Source organism: Deefgea chitinilytica (assembly GCF_016881405.1).
In the GTDB taxonomy this organism is placed as follows: Bacteria; Pseudomonadota; Gammaproteobacteria; order Burkholderiales; family Chitinibacteraceae; genus Deefgea; species Deefgea chitinilytica.
The window spans coordinates 60,235-76,599 of the sequence record NZ_WOFE01000006.1; the positions used below are offsets into that span (position 1 = coordinate 60,235).

11 protein-coding genes, 1 tRNA gene and 1 pseudogene are annotated in these 16,365 nt (G+C 49.3%); 9 read left to right on the forward strand and 4 right to left on the reverse strand.

Features of this window, described 5'->3' with window-relative positions:
• Positions 1–230: 230 nt before the first annotated feature.
• On the reverse strand, positions 231–2,255 hold the full coding sequence (locus tag GM173_RS12005) for a glycosyl hydrolase family 18 protein (RefSeq protein ID WP_203571623.1): 2,025 nt from the start codon (positions 2,253–2,255) through the stop codon (positions 231–233).
• A gap of 588 nt (positions 2,256–2,843) precedes the next feature.
• Positions 2,844–3,437: a superoxide dismutase gene (locus GM173_RS12010; RefSeq protein WP_203571624.1), complete on the reverse strand. Its 594-nt coding sequence runs from the start codon at positions 3,435–3,437 to the stop codon at positions 2,844–2,846.
• Positions 3,438–3,607: 170 nt separating this feature from the next.
• Here GM173_RS12010 and GM173_RS12015 point away from each other — a divergent pair, with 170 nt between their 5' ends.
• Together GM173_RS12015 and GM173_RS12020 are read left to right on the forward strand one after the other, a co-directional pair.
• On the forward strand, positions 3,608–4,528 hold the full coding sequence (locus GM173_RS12015) for a CobD/CbiB family protein (RefSeq protein ID WP_203571625.1): 921 nt from the start codon (positions 3,608–3,610) through the stop codon (positions 4,526–4,528).
• A gap of 87 nt (positions 4,529–4,615) precedes the next feature.
• Positions 4,616–5,263, forward strand: a complete 648-nt coding sequence (locus GM173_RS12020; protein WP_203571626.1) for a fumarylacetoacetate hydrolase family protein — start codon at positions 4,616–4,618, stop codon at positions 5,261–5,263.
• Positions 5,264–5,384: 121 nt separating this feature from the next.
• Here the strand turns inward: GM173_RS12020 and tsaD are convergent, their stop codons facing one another.
• Positions 5,385–6,398: a tRNA (adenosine(37)-N6)-threonylcarbamoyltransferase complex transferase subunit TsaD gene (gene tsaD, locus GM173_RS12025; RefSeq protein ID WP_203571627.1), complete on the reverse strand. Its 1,014-nt coding sequence runs from the start codon at positions 6,396–6,398 to the stop codon at positions 5,385–5,387.
• 192 nt (positions 6,399–6,590) lie between these two features.
• Here tsaD and rpsU point away from each other — a divergent pair, with 192 nt between their 5' ends.
• The 7 genes and pseudogenes from rpsU to GM173_RS12060 all read left to right on the forward strand — a co-directional run bounded on the left by rpsU (position 6,591) and on the right by GM173_RS12060 (position 12,627).
• Complete coding sequence (rpsU, locus tag GM173_RS12030; protein WP_027469144.1) at positions 6,591–6,803, forward strand: 30S ribosomal protein S21; 213 nt, start codon at positions 6,591–6,593, stop codon at positions 6,801–6,803.
• A gap of 167 nt (positions 6,804–6,970) precedes the next feature.
• Positions 6,971–7,411 (forward strand): GatB/YqeY domain-containing protein, encoded by a 441-nt coding sequence (locus tag GM173_RS12035; RefSeq protein WP_203571628.1) that lies wholly within the window; start codon positions 6,971–6,973, stop codon positions 7,409–7,411.
• Positions 7,412–7,413: 2 nt separating this feature from the next.
• Entirely contained in the window at positions 7,414–7,854 is a 441-nt protein-coding gene (locus GM173_RS12040) for a GNAT family N-acetyltransferase (RefSeq protein ID WP_203571629.1), read from the forward strand.
• A gap of 6 nt (positions 7,855–7,860) precedes the next feature.
• Positions 7,861–9,123: pseudogene (dnaG, locus tag GM173_RS12045) on the forward strand (DNA primase); the annotation flags it as partial.
• A 750-nt stretch (positions 9,124–9,873) separates the two neighbouring features.
• The gene (rpoD, locus tag GM173_RS12050; protein WP_203571631.1) at positions 9,874–11,811 is read left to right on the forward strand and encodes an RNA polymerase sigma factor RpoD; all 1,938 of its coding nucleotides are present in this window, start codon (positions 9,874–9,876) and stop codon (positions 11,809–11,811) included.
• 15 nt (positions 11,812–11,826) lie between these two features.
• Positions 11,827–11,903, forward strand: a tRNA-Ile gene (locus GM173_RS12055).
• A gap of 253 nt (positions 11,904–12,156) precedes the next feature.
• Positions 12,157–12,627, forward strand: a complete 471-nt coding sequence (locus GM173_RS12060) for a YqhA family protein (RefSeq protein ID WP_203571632.1) — start codon at positions 12,157–12,159, stop codon at positions 12,625–12,627.
• A gap of 90 nt (positions 12,628–12,717) precedes the next feature.
• On the opposite strand, the gene GM173_RS12065 is transcribed toward GM173_RS12060, so the two are convergent.
• Positions 12,718–16,182 (reverse strand): pyruvate carboxylase, encoded by a 3,465-nt coding sequence (locus tag GM173_RS12065; RefSeq protein ID WP_203571633.1) that lies wholly within the window; start codon positions 16,180–16,182, stop codon positions 12,718–12,720.
• Positions 16,183–16,365 lie beyond the last annotated feature (183 nt).

The following is a 16,365-nucleotide window of genomic DNA, read 5'->3' on the forward strand; positions in this document are numbered from 1 at the left end:
CGAGATGGGGTAATACATCGCCCCACTAAGCTGACATGCTAATGCTTAAGGGCGGCTTGAGCAAGACTTTTTCTTACTTTGTGCGGCGCCTAAATGCTTGTATTTACGTGCCTTGCAGCGGTGTTGCTTGGATCTTGGTGCTGATGATTTTAGTTAGCTTGGTGTAAATATTTGAGTTTGAAAAATAAAAAACCCCATCGAAACGATGGGGTTTTGGATTGCTGTAAAAATTACTTGTTGATGTGCGTCATTGCTTCAACCAAAGCGCCATCGTTGGTGTCGCCGTCAGCTTCCCAGCTGAAGATACCGCCCATGCCCATTTTCTTAGCGTAGTCAGCTTTCAATTTGATATCACGAGGTGTGTCGTAAGACCAGAATGTAGAGCCGTCAAAGCGATAAGTTTGTTGCGTTACTGGGTGGATGTACTCAGTACCTGGTGCGTCTTTCAGTACTTTGTAGTCTTCAATACCAGCTTCGTAAGTGCCTTTTGCTGCGCCAGTGGCTTTTTGGTACAGACCGTTGTTCGCGTTAGTTACGCCGGTCCAACCGCGACCGTAGAACGGTACGCCAATGTGCAATTTGGCAGCAGGTACACCGCGTGCGATCAAGTCTTTAACCGCAGCATCTGTGTAGTATTTGCTCACTTTGCCTGTTTTTGGATCTACAGTACGTGGGCTTGCTGGATCTTGGTACAAGTTAGACTGGAAGTCAGTTGGACCTTGTGCATCCCAGCCGCCGTTGTAGTCGTATGACATGATGTTGATCCAGTCGAGGTACTTGCTGTACTCAGCTGGCTCAGTTGCAGCAATTTTCTCATCGCCAGCACCGATTGCAACGGTCAACAGATATTTCTTGCCAGTTGTTTTGCTCAACTCATCCAATTGTTTGCGGAATTCTTGCATCAACAAGGTGTTGTTTTGCTTGTCGGCAGCGGAAACCGTGTTGGTGCCGATACCTTGTACACCTGGGTATTCCCAGTCGATGTCGATACCATCAAATACGCCAGCTGCAGAGCCTGGGCCACCTGCATTTGAGCCTGAGTCAAATGGCATATTGCCTTTGATCCACACGTCGATACAAGAAGCAACCAACGCTTGACGCAATTCTGGTGTTGCAGCTGCAGCAGAGAACCATTTAGACCAAGTCCAGCCGCCCAAAGAAATAACAGCTTTCAAGTTCGGGTTTTTGGCTTTCAGTTTTTTCAACTGATTCATATTGCCTTTGAGTGGACCTTCTTTGCCTTGGCGAGGATCATCCCATTTTTCCCAGCCGTAAGGATCTGCTACACCGTCAACAGATTCTGCAGCGCTAAAGCCTTTTTGGTAAACCGCCCAAGCATCACCACCGTCTTGGTTGCCTGTTTCTTGTTTGTTAACTGTTGCATCACAAACGTATTTGCCGTTGCGGTTGTAGATGTTACCAAACGAGTAGTTCAAGAACGTCAATTTAGACGCTTGACCGCTGTCTTGCATGTTTTTCAGGTAGAACTTACGGCCGTAGATTGACCATTCAGCGAAGTAAGTTCCTACTTGTTTTGCGCCAGTGCTTGGCGGTGTTGTTGGCGCTACTGTAGGAACAACAGTCGGAGCAACGGTTGGCGCTACTGTTGGTGCAACAGTCGGTGCTACTGTAGGTGCAACAGTTGCAGTAGGAGCTACTGTAGGTTTAGTTGTTGCTGTTGGGGCAACAGTTGGCGCTACGGTTGGTGCAACTGTAGGCGCTACAGTCGGTGCAACTGTTGGTTTAGTTGTTGCAGTAGGAGCAGTTGTCGGAACTGGTGTTGCAGTTGCAGTTGTGCCATCGCAGGCGCCGATATCAGTCCAAGGTTTGCCTGAACCAGTGTTAGTTGATGGTTCATTGCCTTGTGTCCACCAGCCAGCTTTATAGTTGCGGCCTTGGTATGAAACGATTGCGCCACCGCTATAAGCAGTTGCAGAGTTCCATGGATTTACGCAACTACCTGTTGGAGGAGTTGTTGTTGGAGCAACTGTTGGTGCTGTGGTTGGTGCAGTAGTTGGTGCAGTAGTTGGTGCTGGCGTTGCAGTCGCAGAGCCAGATTGCAATTCCCATGGACCCCATTGTTCGGTGCCTGGAACGTTGCCTTGTGTCCACCATTTGGCTTTGTAGTCTTTGCCAGCGTAGGTAACGATTTCGCCACCAACATAAGCGGTCGTGCTATTCCATGCTTGTGCGGCAAAAGAGCTTGCCGATACAAAAGCGATTGCTGCTGGGATTGCGGCTAAACGGAAGTTCATTTGTGTTTCCTCTCATCCATCATTTTAGTAAGAATTTCAGCGCAACCGAAATTGGTTTACGTTGATTTCATTTCACTAACACTGAGTAGCAAATTTCAGTGCTCGGGCTTTGTGTGTAATTCCAAGCTGATTGTTTAAATCCACTACAACTTGCTACTGCGACGCTGGTGCTTGATTTATTAATACCAGTCGTCTGACGTAATCCTTGCCGCAGATCCTGTTTGAATTCGCTGCTGTTACGTTTCGTAGCGTTAATTTCGCAGACTACATTTGCCTTGTCAACAGGGGGTTGTGAGGGAAAACACAGCAAAATTAAGGGTTTAATTTGGTTGTAAGGTTGTGGAACGTTTTGAGAAAATCTTGATAGTGTATATTAGATTTGGCTAATTAATGCGCTGCAATATGGTGCAATAAGAAATATCACTAATACCATTGAAGTATAAGGATAAATGCCAGTTAACGACTGTGTTGCGCTGCCTTTGCGGTTTTTTTGGTGCATCAGTCTTGAAAAATAAAAAAAAGACGACGCAATGTCGTCTTTTTGATGAGCGTTGGAAAAAGCTGACAGATGGCCAGCTTTTTTGCTACTTAGGCTGCTAAACGGGCTGCCACTACATTCCAGTCAACTAGTTTCCAGAAGCCTTCGAGGTAGTTCGGGCGGCTGTTGCGGTAATCGATGTAGTAAGCGTGCTCCCAAACGTCACAGGTCAGCAGAGCAGTTTCGCCGGTGGTCAGTGGTGTACCCGCTGCGCCAGTGTTCAAAATATCCAGAGTACCGTCTGCTTTTTTAACCAGCCAAGTCCAGCCCGAGCCAAAGTTGCCTGCTGCTGACGTATTGAATGCTTTTTTGAACTCATCGAATGAGCCCCATTTTGCATTAATCGCATCAGCCAAGGCGCCTGCAGGTGCGCGATCTTCACCGTTTGGGTTCGGTGCAAAGCCAAGCCAGAAGAAAGTGTGGTTCCAGGTTTGGGCTGCGTTGTTATACAAGCCGCCAGCAGGTGCAGTTTTAACGATTTCTTCTAGCGATTTGCTTTCGTTATCGGTGCCCTTGATCAGATTGTTGAGGTTGGTGATGTAGGTTTGGTGATGTTTGCCATAGTGAAATGACAAAGTTTCAGCTGACATGAAGGGAGCCAATGCATCTTGAGCATAAGGCAGAGTAGGTAGTTGATGTTCCATGTAAATCTCCAGTTGGGTTGGTGTACAGACGATATGGCACTGTGGTGCGCTTTTTCAAGTGGTGTTGTTATTGTTTCTGCTCACTTGGGCTCTATGTTATCTTTGAAATCTAATGAATGTGTGGCCGCGAGCTGATTTTTTTCGTTCGGGCGCAATTTAGGATTAAGTTTATGAGTATTTTGTCGTTGATTTTAGCGTTATTGCTTGAGCAATTACGGCCGATTAGTAGTCGTAATCCTTTGTATCTTGGCTTTATTCGTACTGCGAATGGGATGGGGCGCAATCTGAATGCGGGTGAATATCGCAATGGCGTTTATGCATGGCTGATTGCGGTGGTGCCTTTGGTGGCACTGACTGCGGGTGGGTATTGGTTTTTGAGGCAGTATAATCTTGCTTTTGCGATGCTGTGGAGCGTGCTGACTTTGTATTTGACGATGGGTTTTCGTCAATTTAGTCATGCTTTTACCAAAATATCAAAATCATTGCAGGCTGAAGATTTGGACGCTGCGCGGGCGATGCTGGGGGACTGGACTGGTCAGTCGACTTCTGAATTGAGCGAAGACGAAGTGGCGCGTTTGACGATTGAGCAAGGCATTATTGATTCTTATCGCTATGTGTTTGGCACGATTTTCTGGTTTGTTGCTTTGGCTTGGATGGTCGGTCCAGCGGGGGCGGTAGCGTATCGTGCGGCGTGTTTATTGCAGCAAAAGTGGGGTGGCCATGGTGATATGTTTGGTCGCTTTGCTGATGCGGTGATGGATGTGCTCGACTTTGTTCCGGTGCGCTTGGCTGCGATTTCATTTGCTATTGTCGGAAATTTTGAAGACGCGGTGTATTGCTGGCGTTCGCAAGCGCAGCAGTGGATGAATCAAGATTACGGTATTTTGCTGGCTTCGGCCGCGGGCGCTTTGGGTGTGCGCTTGGGTGAGGCTTTGCATCAGGATCATACGGTGAAATTCCGCCCTGAGTTGGGGGTGGGTGAGTCTGCCAATCGCGACTATTTAGCGAGTGCGGTGGCCTTGGTATGGCGTTCGGCGATCCTGTGGTTGGCGGTTATTTTGCTGTTTAGTATTGCACAGTGGATGGCGTAGTGTTGGGTATGTCTTTCTGGGTTTTGATCTGCAAATGATATAGAGAGATACATCGTTAATTTTGATTTATGTGAGTAGGATGTGCCAATGTCAGAATTGCAAATCGCTGATAAAACGTTGCGTATTAATAATATCTTTTGTGTGGCGCGGAATTTTGTCGCGCATGCTGCTGAGATGGGCTCGGTGATTGCTAGCGAGCCAGTGGTATTTATTAAGCCGAATTCTGCCGTGTTGCAGTCAGGTGTACCGATTGTGCTGCCGACGTGGTCTGATAATGTGCATCACGAATTGGAATTAGTCGTGGCCATCGGTGAAGGCGGCAAACATATCGCCGTCGCCGATGCCTTGAGGCACGTCGCTGGATATGCTTTGGGTTTAGATTTGACTGCGCGTGATGTGCAAGCGGCGGCTAAAAAAACGGGTTCACCGTGGACTTTGGCCAAGGGCTTTGATGGCGCAGCTGTGTTGACGCAGTTTGTTGCGGCGGCGGGGATTGATCCGACTCAGCAGCAATTTACTCTGCACATTAATGGCGAGTTGCGGCAGTTGGCCGATACCCGTTTGATGGCATTTGATGTGGCGACTTTAATTGCTTGGATTTCCAGCAAATTTACTTTGCAGCCGGGGGATTTAATTTATACCGGTACGCCAGAAGGTGTTGGGCAAATTCAACGTGGCGATGAGTTATTACTGACTTGGCCTGGGCAAATTGAAACGACGTTTGTGGTGCTTTAAATTAAATAGCCTGATCTTAAATAGCCTGATCTCATAGAAAATGAAAACCCGCCTAGGCGGGTTTTTTGTACGTGTATTGCTTGCAGTACTTTTATTTTTCTTGTTTGGCGGTATATACCTATTAGGCACAGTTTAGACTGGCTAGATCCCAGCGCGGTTTGACGGCAAATGATCCCGCGCTTTGTTGTTCGCTGAGGCGTTGGGCGCCTGCATAAGCAATCATCGCACCATTGTCGGTGCATAGTTCCAGTGGCGGATAAAACACTGAAAACCCCCGTTTTTTAGCCGCGTCGTTCAGCGCGCTGCGTAGTTGCCGATTCGCGCCGACACCACCAGCAATCACTAGGCGCTTCATGCCGGTTTGTTTGAGTGCTTTCAGTGATTTCTTTAATAGCACTTCAACAATGGCGGCTTGAAAAGCCGCGCAAATGTCGGCGCGCGTGGTGTCGTCCAGCGGTGATTGCTGAGTCACTAAATTGAGAACTGCGGTTTTGAGACCAGAAAAACTCATGTCTAAATTTGGGGTGTGCAACATCGGTCGCGGCAAAGTGAAACGATTGACGTCGCCAGTGTCAGCTAGTTTAGATAGCGCAGGGCCGCCGGGGTAGCCAAGACCCAGCAATTTGGCGGATTTATCAAAGGCTTCGCCAGCCGCATCATCAACGGTTTCACCCAATAATTCATACTGACCAATACCATGTACAGCCATCAATTGCGTATGGCCACCGGAAACCAGAAGTGCGACAAAAGGAAACTCAGGGGCTGGGTCGGCCAAGCAGGGGGATAATAAATGTCCTTCCAGATGATGAACGGCAATTGTCGGCTTGCCGAGCGCAAATGCCATTGCATTGGCTACCGAGGCACCCACTAAGAGCGCTCCCGCTAAGCCAGGTCCTGCGGTGTAGGCAATTGCATCAATGTCGCTGAGTTGCTTGCCTGCTTGCGCTAAGCAATTTTCTGTTAATGGCAGTACACGGCGAATGTGGTCGCGCGATGCGAGTTCAGGTACAACACCGCCGTATTCACTGTGCATGGCGATTTGGGTGTGTAAACGATGGGCAAGCAGACCCGCTTCGCTATCGTAAAGCGCAACGCCTGTTTCGTCGCAAGAAGATTCAATACCCAGTACCAACATATCGCAGTGCTCGCGGTTTTGCTTAATAATAGTGCTATGGTAACGGGCATAGAAGCAACACGGAAGAGCTTATTGCGTATTCCTTTTGACAGCGTGCAGATTTTCTAGGATAATCACACCCTTTCCAATCTCTAGTCGTTGCTTCGATTTCTCGGGCGGGGCTAGGGTCTTATGTTTACTAGGATTCGACTAATGCCTTCCGTACGCGTTAAAGAAAACGAGCCGTTCGAAGTAGCGATGCGCCGCTTCAAGCGTTCTGTTGAAAAGACTGGCCTCCTCACTGACCTTCGTGCACGCGAATTCTACGAGAAGCCAACTGCAGAACGTAAACGCAAGCTTGCTGCCGCTGTTAAGCGTCAACACAAGCGTCTGCGTAGCCAACAATTGCCAGCTAAACTCTACTAAGAGTTTGCCTGCTGTTGTTTGTACTCAAGGTCGCCTAGGCGACCTTTTGTTTTTTCTAAGAATCAAACGTAAAGTCTTGCCTTTAGCGCGGTGCTTTTTTTCGGGATCGCCCGAAAAAAATGCTCGCGCTACAATATGCGTGGATTGACTGACACTGAGGATGCGTGATGACACTAAAAGCCCGTATTACTGCTGATATGAAAACGGCAATGAAAGAAAAGCAAGTGGATCGCTTGGGTACTATTCGTTTATTGCTGGCGGCAATCAAGCAGCGCGAAGTGGATGAACGCATTGAGCTTGATGATGCGGCGATTACCGCGATCATCGATAAAATGCTCAAACAGCGTAAAGACAGTATCACGCAGTTTGAGGCGGCTAATCGTCATGATTTGGCTGATCAAGAAAAAGCAGAAGTGGCGGTGTTGATCGACTACATGCCACAGCAATTAACGGCGGAAGAAATCGCTGCGATTTTAGACGCCGCGATTGCGACTCACGGCGCTACTGCGGCGGCGATGGGTAAAATCATGGCTGAAATCAAGCCTCAGTTAGCGGGTCGTGCCGATATGGCTGAGGTTAGCAAATTGGTTAAAGCGCGGATGGCATAATCGTGCAACTGCGGCCTGCTGGTGAAGGGGATTTAGACGGTATCTTGCGATTATTGCGAGAGTTAAACCCTGATGATCCCGAGTTGGCTGCTGATGTTGCGCAAGCTAACTGGTTGGCCATGCTTAATCAGTCTGGTTTGACGGTGTGTGTCGCTGAATTGGCAGGTGAGTTGGTGGCGAAGGCCACTTTATTGATTGTGCCCAATTTAACTCGGAACGCACGGCCTTATGCTCTGATTGAAAATGTAGTCACGTTACCGACTCACCGTAAGCGTGGGTTTGCGCGTGCAGTGTTGCAGTTCGCTCTGGCGCGCGCTTGGCAGGCCAATTGCTATAAGGCGATGTTGTCTACCAGCGCGCGTAGTTCTGGGGTGCTGGAGTTTTATCGCCGCTGTGGTTTCGTTGATGGTATTAAAACGGGCTTTATTGCCGTTCCGGATTGAGGTTTTATGGCGCTCATTCCCGATGATTTTATTCAAGATTTACTCAACCGCGTTGATATTGTTGATGTGATTGAGCGCTACGTGCCGCTTAAGAAAGCGGGTCAAAACTACATGGCCTGCTGCCCGTTTCATAAAGAAAAATCACCCTCATTTACTGTGAGCCAAACCAAGCAGTTTTATCATTGTTTTGGGTGTGGCGTGCACGGCTCGGCGCTGACTTTTGTAATGGAGCATCAGGCCTTAAGTTTTCCTGAGGCAGTGCGGCAACTGGCTGAATCAGTGGGGATGTCGGTGCCGGTGTCGGATAAGCCGATGACAGCAGAGCAGAAAAAGGCACCTGGCATTTACGATGTGTTAAAAATTGCGTTCGATTTTTATCGTGCGCAATTAAAAACGGCTCCCGCTGCGATTGACTATTTTAAGCGTCGTGGCGTTACCGGTAAAACGGCTGCGAAATTTGGTCTTGGGTATGCGCCTGGGGGTGATGATTGGCAGCCGCTTAAAGCAGTATACCCAGATTATGACTGGAATGTCTTATTGGCCGAAGCCGGTTTGGTGATTGATAAAGAAGAATCAAAACGGCGCTATGACCGCTTTCGCGAGCGGGTGATGTTTCCGATTATCAATCAACGTGGTCAAGTGATTGGTTTTGGCGGTCGCGTGATGGGGCAGGGTGAGCCCAAGTATTTGAATTCGCCAGAAACGCCCGTTTTTACCAAAGGGCGTGAATTATACGGCTTGCCGCAGGCGCGCACGGCGATTCGTGACCATAATCGTGTGCTGGTCGCTGAAGGTTATATGGACGTCGTGATGCTGCATCAGCATGGCGTCGAATATGCGGTTGCGTCTTTAGGAACCGCGTGTACGCCAGAGCATGTACGCAAATTGCTGAAGTTGGCCGATGAAGTGGTGTTTGGTTTTGATGGCGACAAAGCAGGCATCAAGGCCGCTTGGCGCGCGCTGGAAAATAGCTTGCCGGAAGTAAAAGACGGCAAAGAGCTCAAATTTTTATTTTTGCCGGCTGAGCATGATCCGGATTCGTATGTGCAGGCGTTTGGTCGCGAACAGTTTGAATTATTGATTTCCGAGACGGCATTACCTTTGTCGCAATACTTATTAAAAGAATTGGCAGGGCAAGTTGATTTAACGATGGAAGAGGGGCGAGCGCGTTTAGTGCATATCGCGCGTCCCTATCTTGATGAATTGACACAAGCCCCCATATTGAAATTGATGCTTGGTAAACGGTTGGCAGAAATGTGCCAGTTATCAAGCGCTGAGTTTGCCTCTTTGCAAGTGGCTAGTGCTCCGCCAAAAGTGCTGGAAGCTCAGTCTAGTTGGGCTGTAGAGCCAGCATTGTCAGATTGGCAAGCGCCGCAGCAATGGCAGCAAACAAAGCCTGCCCGCCGAGAGTCATTTGCTCGCTCGGGTGGATATCAGCGCGGTAAGGGTAAGGGCTGGAAAATGGAAGAGCCACGACCAAGGTTAAAACCTGCTGGTCGGCATGATCCGGTCTTGCGGGTGTTGCAGTTGGTGTTGTTTCGCCCGTCGATTTTAGTCGGGCAAGAGACTTTGGAGCTGAGCTGGTCGACCGATGGTTTGGCGGGTGTAGCGCGTGCCGTATTAGCGATTGCGCGCCAATCGGCTGATTTGCAAGGTACCGAGTTATTGGAGCGTTGCCGAGAATTGCCAGCGTATCCAAGCTTGATTCAAATTTTAACTGAATCTCGCGCCTTGTTTGAAAAGTTTGACGAAGAAGAATTGCAGGTGGAAATCGCGAATTCATTGTTGGCTGCTACGCAAAATTTATCGCTAGGGTCTACACTGAGTCGGAAAGAAGAGTTAGATATTCTGTCTGCCAGTCGTGGTTTGACGGACGAGGAATCACAAGAATATCTGGCGCTATTGCTGCGCCACTAGTCAAGTGAAGCGGCCGAATGGGGGCTTCACTTCCGGCATTGGGGACAAAACCCTTCAATGTCTGGTATAATTCTCGGTTTTGCTAGACACATAAGCAGAGTCATGGCAGCAGATCAAAAACTAAATAAAGAAAATCTTGACGCGAACGGCGGAAAATCAGGCGATGTAAAGCTCGATCCTGAAGAACGCAAAGCCAAGTTCAAGACACTTATCGTCCTTGGTAAAGAGCGTGGTTACCTCACGTACGCCGAGATTAACGACCATCTTCCTGAAGATATGCTCGATGCCGAGCAAATCGAGGGTATCATCAGCATGATCTCCAATATGGGGATTCAAGTTTACGATGAAGCGCCTGATGCTGAAGATTTGTTGATGTCGGATGCGCCTGCTCGTGTCGCTGACGAAGATGCCGCTGAAGAGGCTGAAGCGGCCTTGTCATCAGTTGATGCTGACTTTGGTCGTACTACCGATCCTGTTCGCATGTATATGCGTGAAATGGGTACGGTAGAGTTGTTGACACGCGAAGGCGAAATTGAAATCGCCAAACGGATCGAAGACGGTCTTCGTCATATGATCACTGCGATTTCAGCTTGCCCAACAACGATTGCACAGATCATTGATTTGGTTGAGCGTGGTTTGAATGATGAAATCCGCATTGATGACGTGATTGATGGCTTTATCGATCCGAATGCGATTGAAGCGGAAGAAGAAGTCGCGCTCGACCTGCCTGATCCAGATGCAGTGCTTGAAGACAATGCCGATGAAGATGAAGCTGAAGATGATGGTGGTGCCGCAGCCGCCAGCGCAAATCTTGAATTGCTGAAAACACAAGCGCGTGAACATTTCGAAATCATCAACGATTTGTATGGCCGCATGCTGGAGGCCTTGATCGACCAAGGCACTTCATCACCAACCTATATTTTGTTGCAACAATCGATTGCGATTGAATTCCAAAAAATTCGTTTTTCTGCGCGCCAAGTCGAGGCGCTGTGCGACGTGTTACGTGGCATGGTGGATGACATTCGTACCCATGAACGCCAAATTATGGACTTGTGTACCCGCCGCGTTGGCATGCCGCGCGATTACTTCATTAAAACTTTCCCAGGTCGTGAAACTGACTTGACGTGGGTACCAGAAGAAATCGCCGCAGAGAAAAGTTATTCCGGCATTATGTTCCGCTACAAGCATGCGATCATGGAGCAGCAACAAAAGCTCAATGAGTTGCAGGAAGCGGCTCGCTTGAATATCCGTGAACTTAAAGAAATCAGCCGTCATATGTCGACGGGTGAAGCTAAAGCGAAACGTGCCAAGCGTGAAATGATCGAGGCCAACTTACGTTTGGTGATCTCGATTGCGAAAAAATACACCAATCGCGGTTTGCAATTCTTGGATCTGATTCAAGAGGGTAATATCGGTTTGATGAAAGCGGTGGATAAATTCGAATATCGTCGTGGTTACAAATTCTCTACCTACGCAACATGGTGGATTCGTCAGGCAATTACTCGCTCGATTGCTGACCAAGCGCGTACGATCCGGATTCCGGTACATATGATCGAAACGATCAATAAAATGAACCGTATCCAACGGCAAATCTTGCAAGAAACCGGTTTGGAAGCAACACCTGAAGAATTGGCCGATCGCATGGAAATGCCGGAAGATAAAATCCGCAAAATCCTCAAAATCGCTAAAGAGCCGATCTCCATGGAGACGCCAATTGGTGATGACGATGATTCGCACCTCGGTGACTTTATTGAAGATGCCAACAATATGGCACCTGCTGATGCCGCCGTGTACGCAGGTCTGCGCGAAGCCACTAAGGAAGTGCTCGATACTTTAACGCCACGCGAAGCTAAAGTATTGCGTATGCGTTTCGGTATCGATATGAGTACCGATCACACGCTCGAAGAAGTGGGCAAGCAGTTTGACGTAACGCGTGAGCGGATTCGTCAGATCGAAGCTAAGGCACTACGTAAGCTGCGCCATCCAACTCGTTCAGAAAGATTGAAGAGTTTCATTGAAAATAATGCCAGCGAACAGTAGAATAGCAACCCTTTCGGGCCTGTAGCTCAGTTGGTTAGAGCAGAGGACTCATAATCCTTTGGTCCACGGTTCAAGTCCGTGCAGGCCCACCAAAAAATTAAGCACTTAGCGTAATCGCTGAGTGCTTTTTTTTCGCCCAAATAGTGCAATAGGCGGATTTTATAAATTAGTCATTAATCGGCAATATGAACATCGCTTGTCGGGAGCAGGGCGCTTGGGATTGTGGCGTGGTTCGACACACTATTTGTTTTGCTCGCAGATATCTTCTGATTAGATGTACGAGTTTTATTAAGTCATGCTAAGTTCACGATAGATGTGGCCAGTTGGCTGCTAGGGGTTGTTGAGATGCGAAAAATATTAAGTGCAAGCCGCTATTTGGTATTGGCTGCGGTGGTTGGTTCACTGCTGTCGGCGATTGCTTTGTATACCTATGGTTTGGTCGATACTTTGGTGGTTATTTTCCGCACTGTGCTTTCGGGTGAGGTGTCTTCCCCGGGGGCTAAGGGCTTGATGCTTTATTTTATTGAGATTTTTGATTTGTTTTTATTGGGTACGGTGATGCTGATTTTGGCATTGGGTCTTTATGAGTTGTTTATAGATTCTGATTTTAAAATGGCATCTCGTTTGCAGATTGAGACATTTGAAGATCTAAAAACCACTTTGGTGACTGTGGTGATTGCCGTGATGGCCGTGACGTTTCTCGGCCAGATTATGACGTGGAATGGTGAAACGTCTTTACTCGAAATTGGCTTACCAGTGGCACTGGTGATTGCGGCGCTGAATCTTTATTTATGGGTTGCAAAGACGAAGAAATGAAGTATTGATCAGCAACTTTAAAGTTGATTTATTGATGCAAAAAAGGCCGAGTTATCAAACTCGGCCTTTTTAATTGCTAGCGTTTGGGTTTTAGACGGCTTCTAGCACCACTAATAAATCATGTGCCTTGACTGAGCTGCCACGCTTAATAAGCACGTCTTTTACCTTGGCGGCAAATTCGGCGCGGATGGCAGTTTCCATTTTCATTGCTTCAATGGCCAGCAAAGTGTCGCCTTTCTCAACGCGTTGTCCTGCTTTCACAGCCACATTCACGACCATACCCGGCATTGGTGCGCCGATTTGCAACGGGTTGCCTGTTTCGGCGCGTTGCTGTGCTGCGCGTGCTGTTTCGCCTTTGCCTTCAATCGCTGCTTTAGCGATGCGTACAGTTCGAGGTTGGCCATTGAGCTCGAAGAAAATTTTCACTTCGCCTTCGCTTGGCACTTCGGTTTGCCCCTGCAAGGTCATGATGAGTGACTTGCCCGGCTCCAAATCGACCGTTGCTTCTTCGTGTTCAGCAAGGCCGTAGAAAAAGACGGGAGTGGGTAATTTGGATACATCACCATAGTGGCTTTGATGCTCAGCAAAATCACGGAACACTTTGGGGTACATCAGGTAAGACGCCAAATCAGTATCACTAATCTTGCGACCCGTGGCTTTTTCGGCTTCGGCGCGTACAGTTTCCAGATTGGCATCCGGCAAACTGGCACCAGGGCGCTCGGTGAGTGCTTGAGTGCCTTTGAGGATTTTATTTTGCAGTGCGAGCGGGAAACCATCGGGCGGCAGACCCAATTCACCTTTAAAGAGTGAAATCACCGATTCTGGGAAGTCAAAATCGCGTTCGGCAGTTTCAACATCGTGCATGGTCAAATCATTGAGTACCAGCCACAGCGCCATATCGCCCACCACTTTGGAGGTTGGGGTGACTTTGACGATGTCGCCAAAGGCGCGATTAACATCAGCATACGCACGAGAAACTTCGGGCCAGCGCGCTTCTAAGCCCGTTGCAATCGCTTGCTCACGTAGATTGGTATATTGGCCGCCCGGCATTTCGTGTAGGTAGACGTCCGACGTGCCGGCGCGCATATCGGCTTCGAACGGTGTGTAAAAATGGCGCACGCCTTCCCAGTAGGTCGACAAGGACTTCATATGATTCAAATCGACTGTCGGAGCGCGCTCTGTGCCTTCTAGTGCTGCCACAATCGCGCCTAAATTCGGTTGTGAGGTTAAACCGCTCATTGAATCGAGCGCGCCATCGACGGCATCGACGCCCGCTTCAATTGCAGCGAGCACACTGGCGGCAGAAATGCCGCTGGTGTCGTGGGTGTGGAAATGGATCGGCAAGCCGACTTCTTCTTTCAGTGCTTTGACCAAGGCCGACGCGGCGCGTGGACGGCAAATGCCGGCCATGTCTTTAATGCCCAGCACGTGCGCGCCGGCTTTTTCGAGCTCTTTCGCCATTTTGACGTAATAGGCGAGGTTGTATTTGCTGCGCGTGGGGTCAAATAAATCACCGGTATAGCAAATCGTACCTTCACACACGCCACCTGCTTCAACCACTGCATCCATCGCGACGCGCATATTTTCCACCCAGTTGAGCGAATCAAACACGCGGAAAATATCGACGCCGTTTTGCGCGGCTTGTTGCACAAAGTAGCGCACGACATTATCCGGATAATTGGTGTAACCGACGGCATTGGACGCGCGCAGCAGCATTTGGAATGGAATATTCGGTACTGCCGCGCGTAATTCGCGCAGGCGAGCAAATGGGTCTTCTTTCAAAAAGCGCATCGCGACGTCAAACGTCGCGCCGCCCCAGCATTCCATCGATAATAAATTGGGCAACATGCGCGCATAATACGGCGCAATTTTGACCATATCGTGCGTGCGCATGCGGGTCGCAAACAGCGATTGGTGTGCATCGCGCATCGTGGTATCGGTTAGCAATACTTGCGGTTGCGCCTTCATCCAGTCGGCAAAACCTTGCGCGCCGCGCTCCAGTAAAGTATCGCGGGTTCCGCTTGGAATCTGGGTATCGAGGATGATTTTCGGGGTGATGGGCTCGGCCAAAGGCAGGGCCGGTTTGGTGCGGCCTTTCATTTCTGGATTGCCATTGACCACTACATTGCCAATAAAGCGCAGTAAGCGTGAGGCACGATCGCGGCGATGGGTAAATTTAAACAACTCTGGCGTCGTATCAATAAAACGCGTAATGGCTTCACCCGACAGAAATTGTGGGTGGCTGATGACGTTTTCTAAGAACATCAAGTTGGTCGATAAACCACGAATCCGGAATTCGCGCAGCGCTCGATCCATGCGCTGGGAAGCCTCGTGCGAGGTTGATGCCCAGGCCGTCACTTTGACCAGTAGCGAATCGTAATAGGGCGTAATCACGGCTCCGGGATAGGCAGTACCTGCGTCTAAGCGAATGCCAAAGCCTGCTGGGCTGCGATACGCCGTTAAACGGCCATAGTCGGGAACGAAATTATTTTCCGGATCTTCTGTGGTCACGCGGCATTGAATCGCGTGGCCGCTTAAGCGCAGATCGGCTTGGGCAGGGACGCCGGTTTCTGGGTCGGTGAGCTTGGCGCCTGCGGTGACGCGAATCTGTGCTTTGACGATATCAACACCGGTGACTTGTTCTGTGACCGTGTGTTCAACTTGAATACGGGGGTTGACTTCAATGAAATAAAATTTGCCAGTATCGGCGTCCATCAAAAATTCTACCGTGCCTGCATGGCTATACCCTACTGCATTGCCCAGGCGTAGGGCGGCATTACAGAGCTCGGTACGTGTTTCATCAGTCAGGTAAGGCGCGGGGGCGCGTTCCACCACCTTTTGATTGCGGCGCTGCACGGTACAGTCGCGCTCAAATAAGTGCACCAAATTACCGTGCATATCACCGAGTAATTGCACTTCAACGTGGCGGGCGCGGCGCACCAGTTTTTCTAAATAAACTTCGTCATTGCCAAATGCAGCCAGTGCCTCATTGCGCGCGGTGACAATATTGCTTGGCAAATCGTCGGCGCTTTCGATTACACGCATCCCGCGGCCGCCGCCGCCCCAGCTCGCTTTCAGCATCAATGGGTAGCCGACATCAGCAGCCATTGCTAGGCATTCATTCATATCGCTAGGTAGCGGCAGCGTCGCTGGCATCACCGGCACACCGGCGGCAATCGCGGCATTGCGTGCCGCAACTTTATTGCCTAGTGTGCGCATGACTTCTGGGCTTGGCCCGATGAAATGAATGCCTTCGCGCGCGCAGGCTTCGGCAAAGTCTGGGTTTTCGGATAAAAAACCATAGCCAGGGTGAATCGCATCGACGCCGGCCGCTTTAGCGACCTGCAAAATACTTTCAATATCCAAATACGCGGCAATTGGTTTTTGACCATCGCCAACCATATAGCTTTCATCCGCTTTAAAGCGATGCAGCGCAAAGCGGTCTTCGCGCGCATAAATGGCGACCGTGGTGATGCCCATTTCGGAGGCGGCGCGCATCACGCGGATGGCGATTTCAGAGCGGTTGGCAATCAGGATTTTGCGGATTTTTCTCATGACTTCACTCGGCAAACTTCAGGAATTTTTCTATTTTGCCGGAAAAAAGTCCGCCAAAGGCTGCAAAGTGTAACTTTGGGCTGATTTTGCGCGAAGAATGCCTAGTGTGTTGTTCAAACGCACTGTCTGTGATTTTAATTGCAGGATTTGGGCTGCAGTGGGGGGACGTAGTCACCGTTTGGG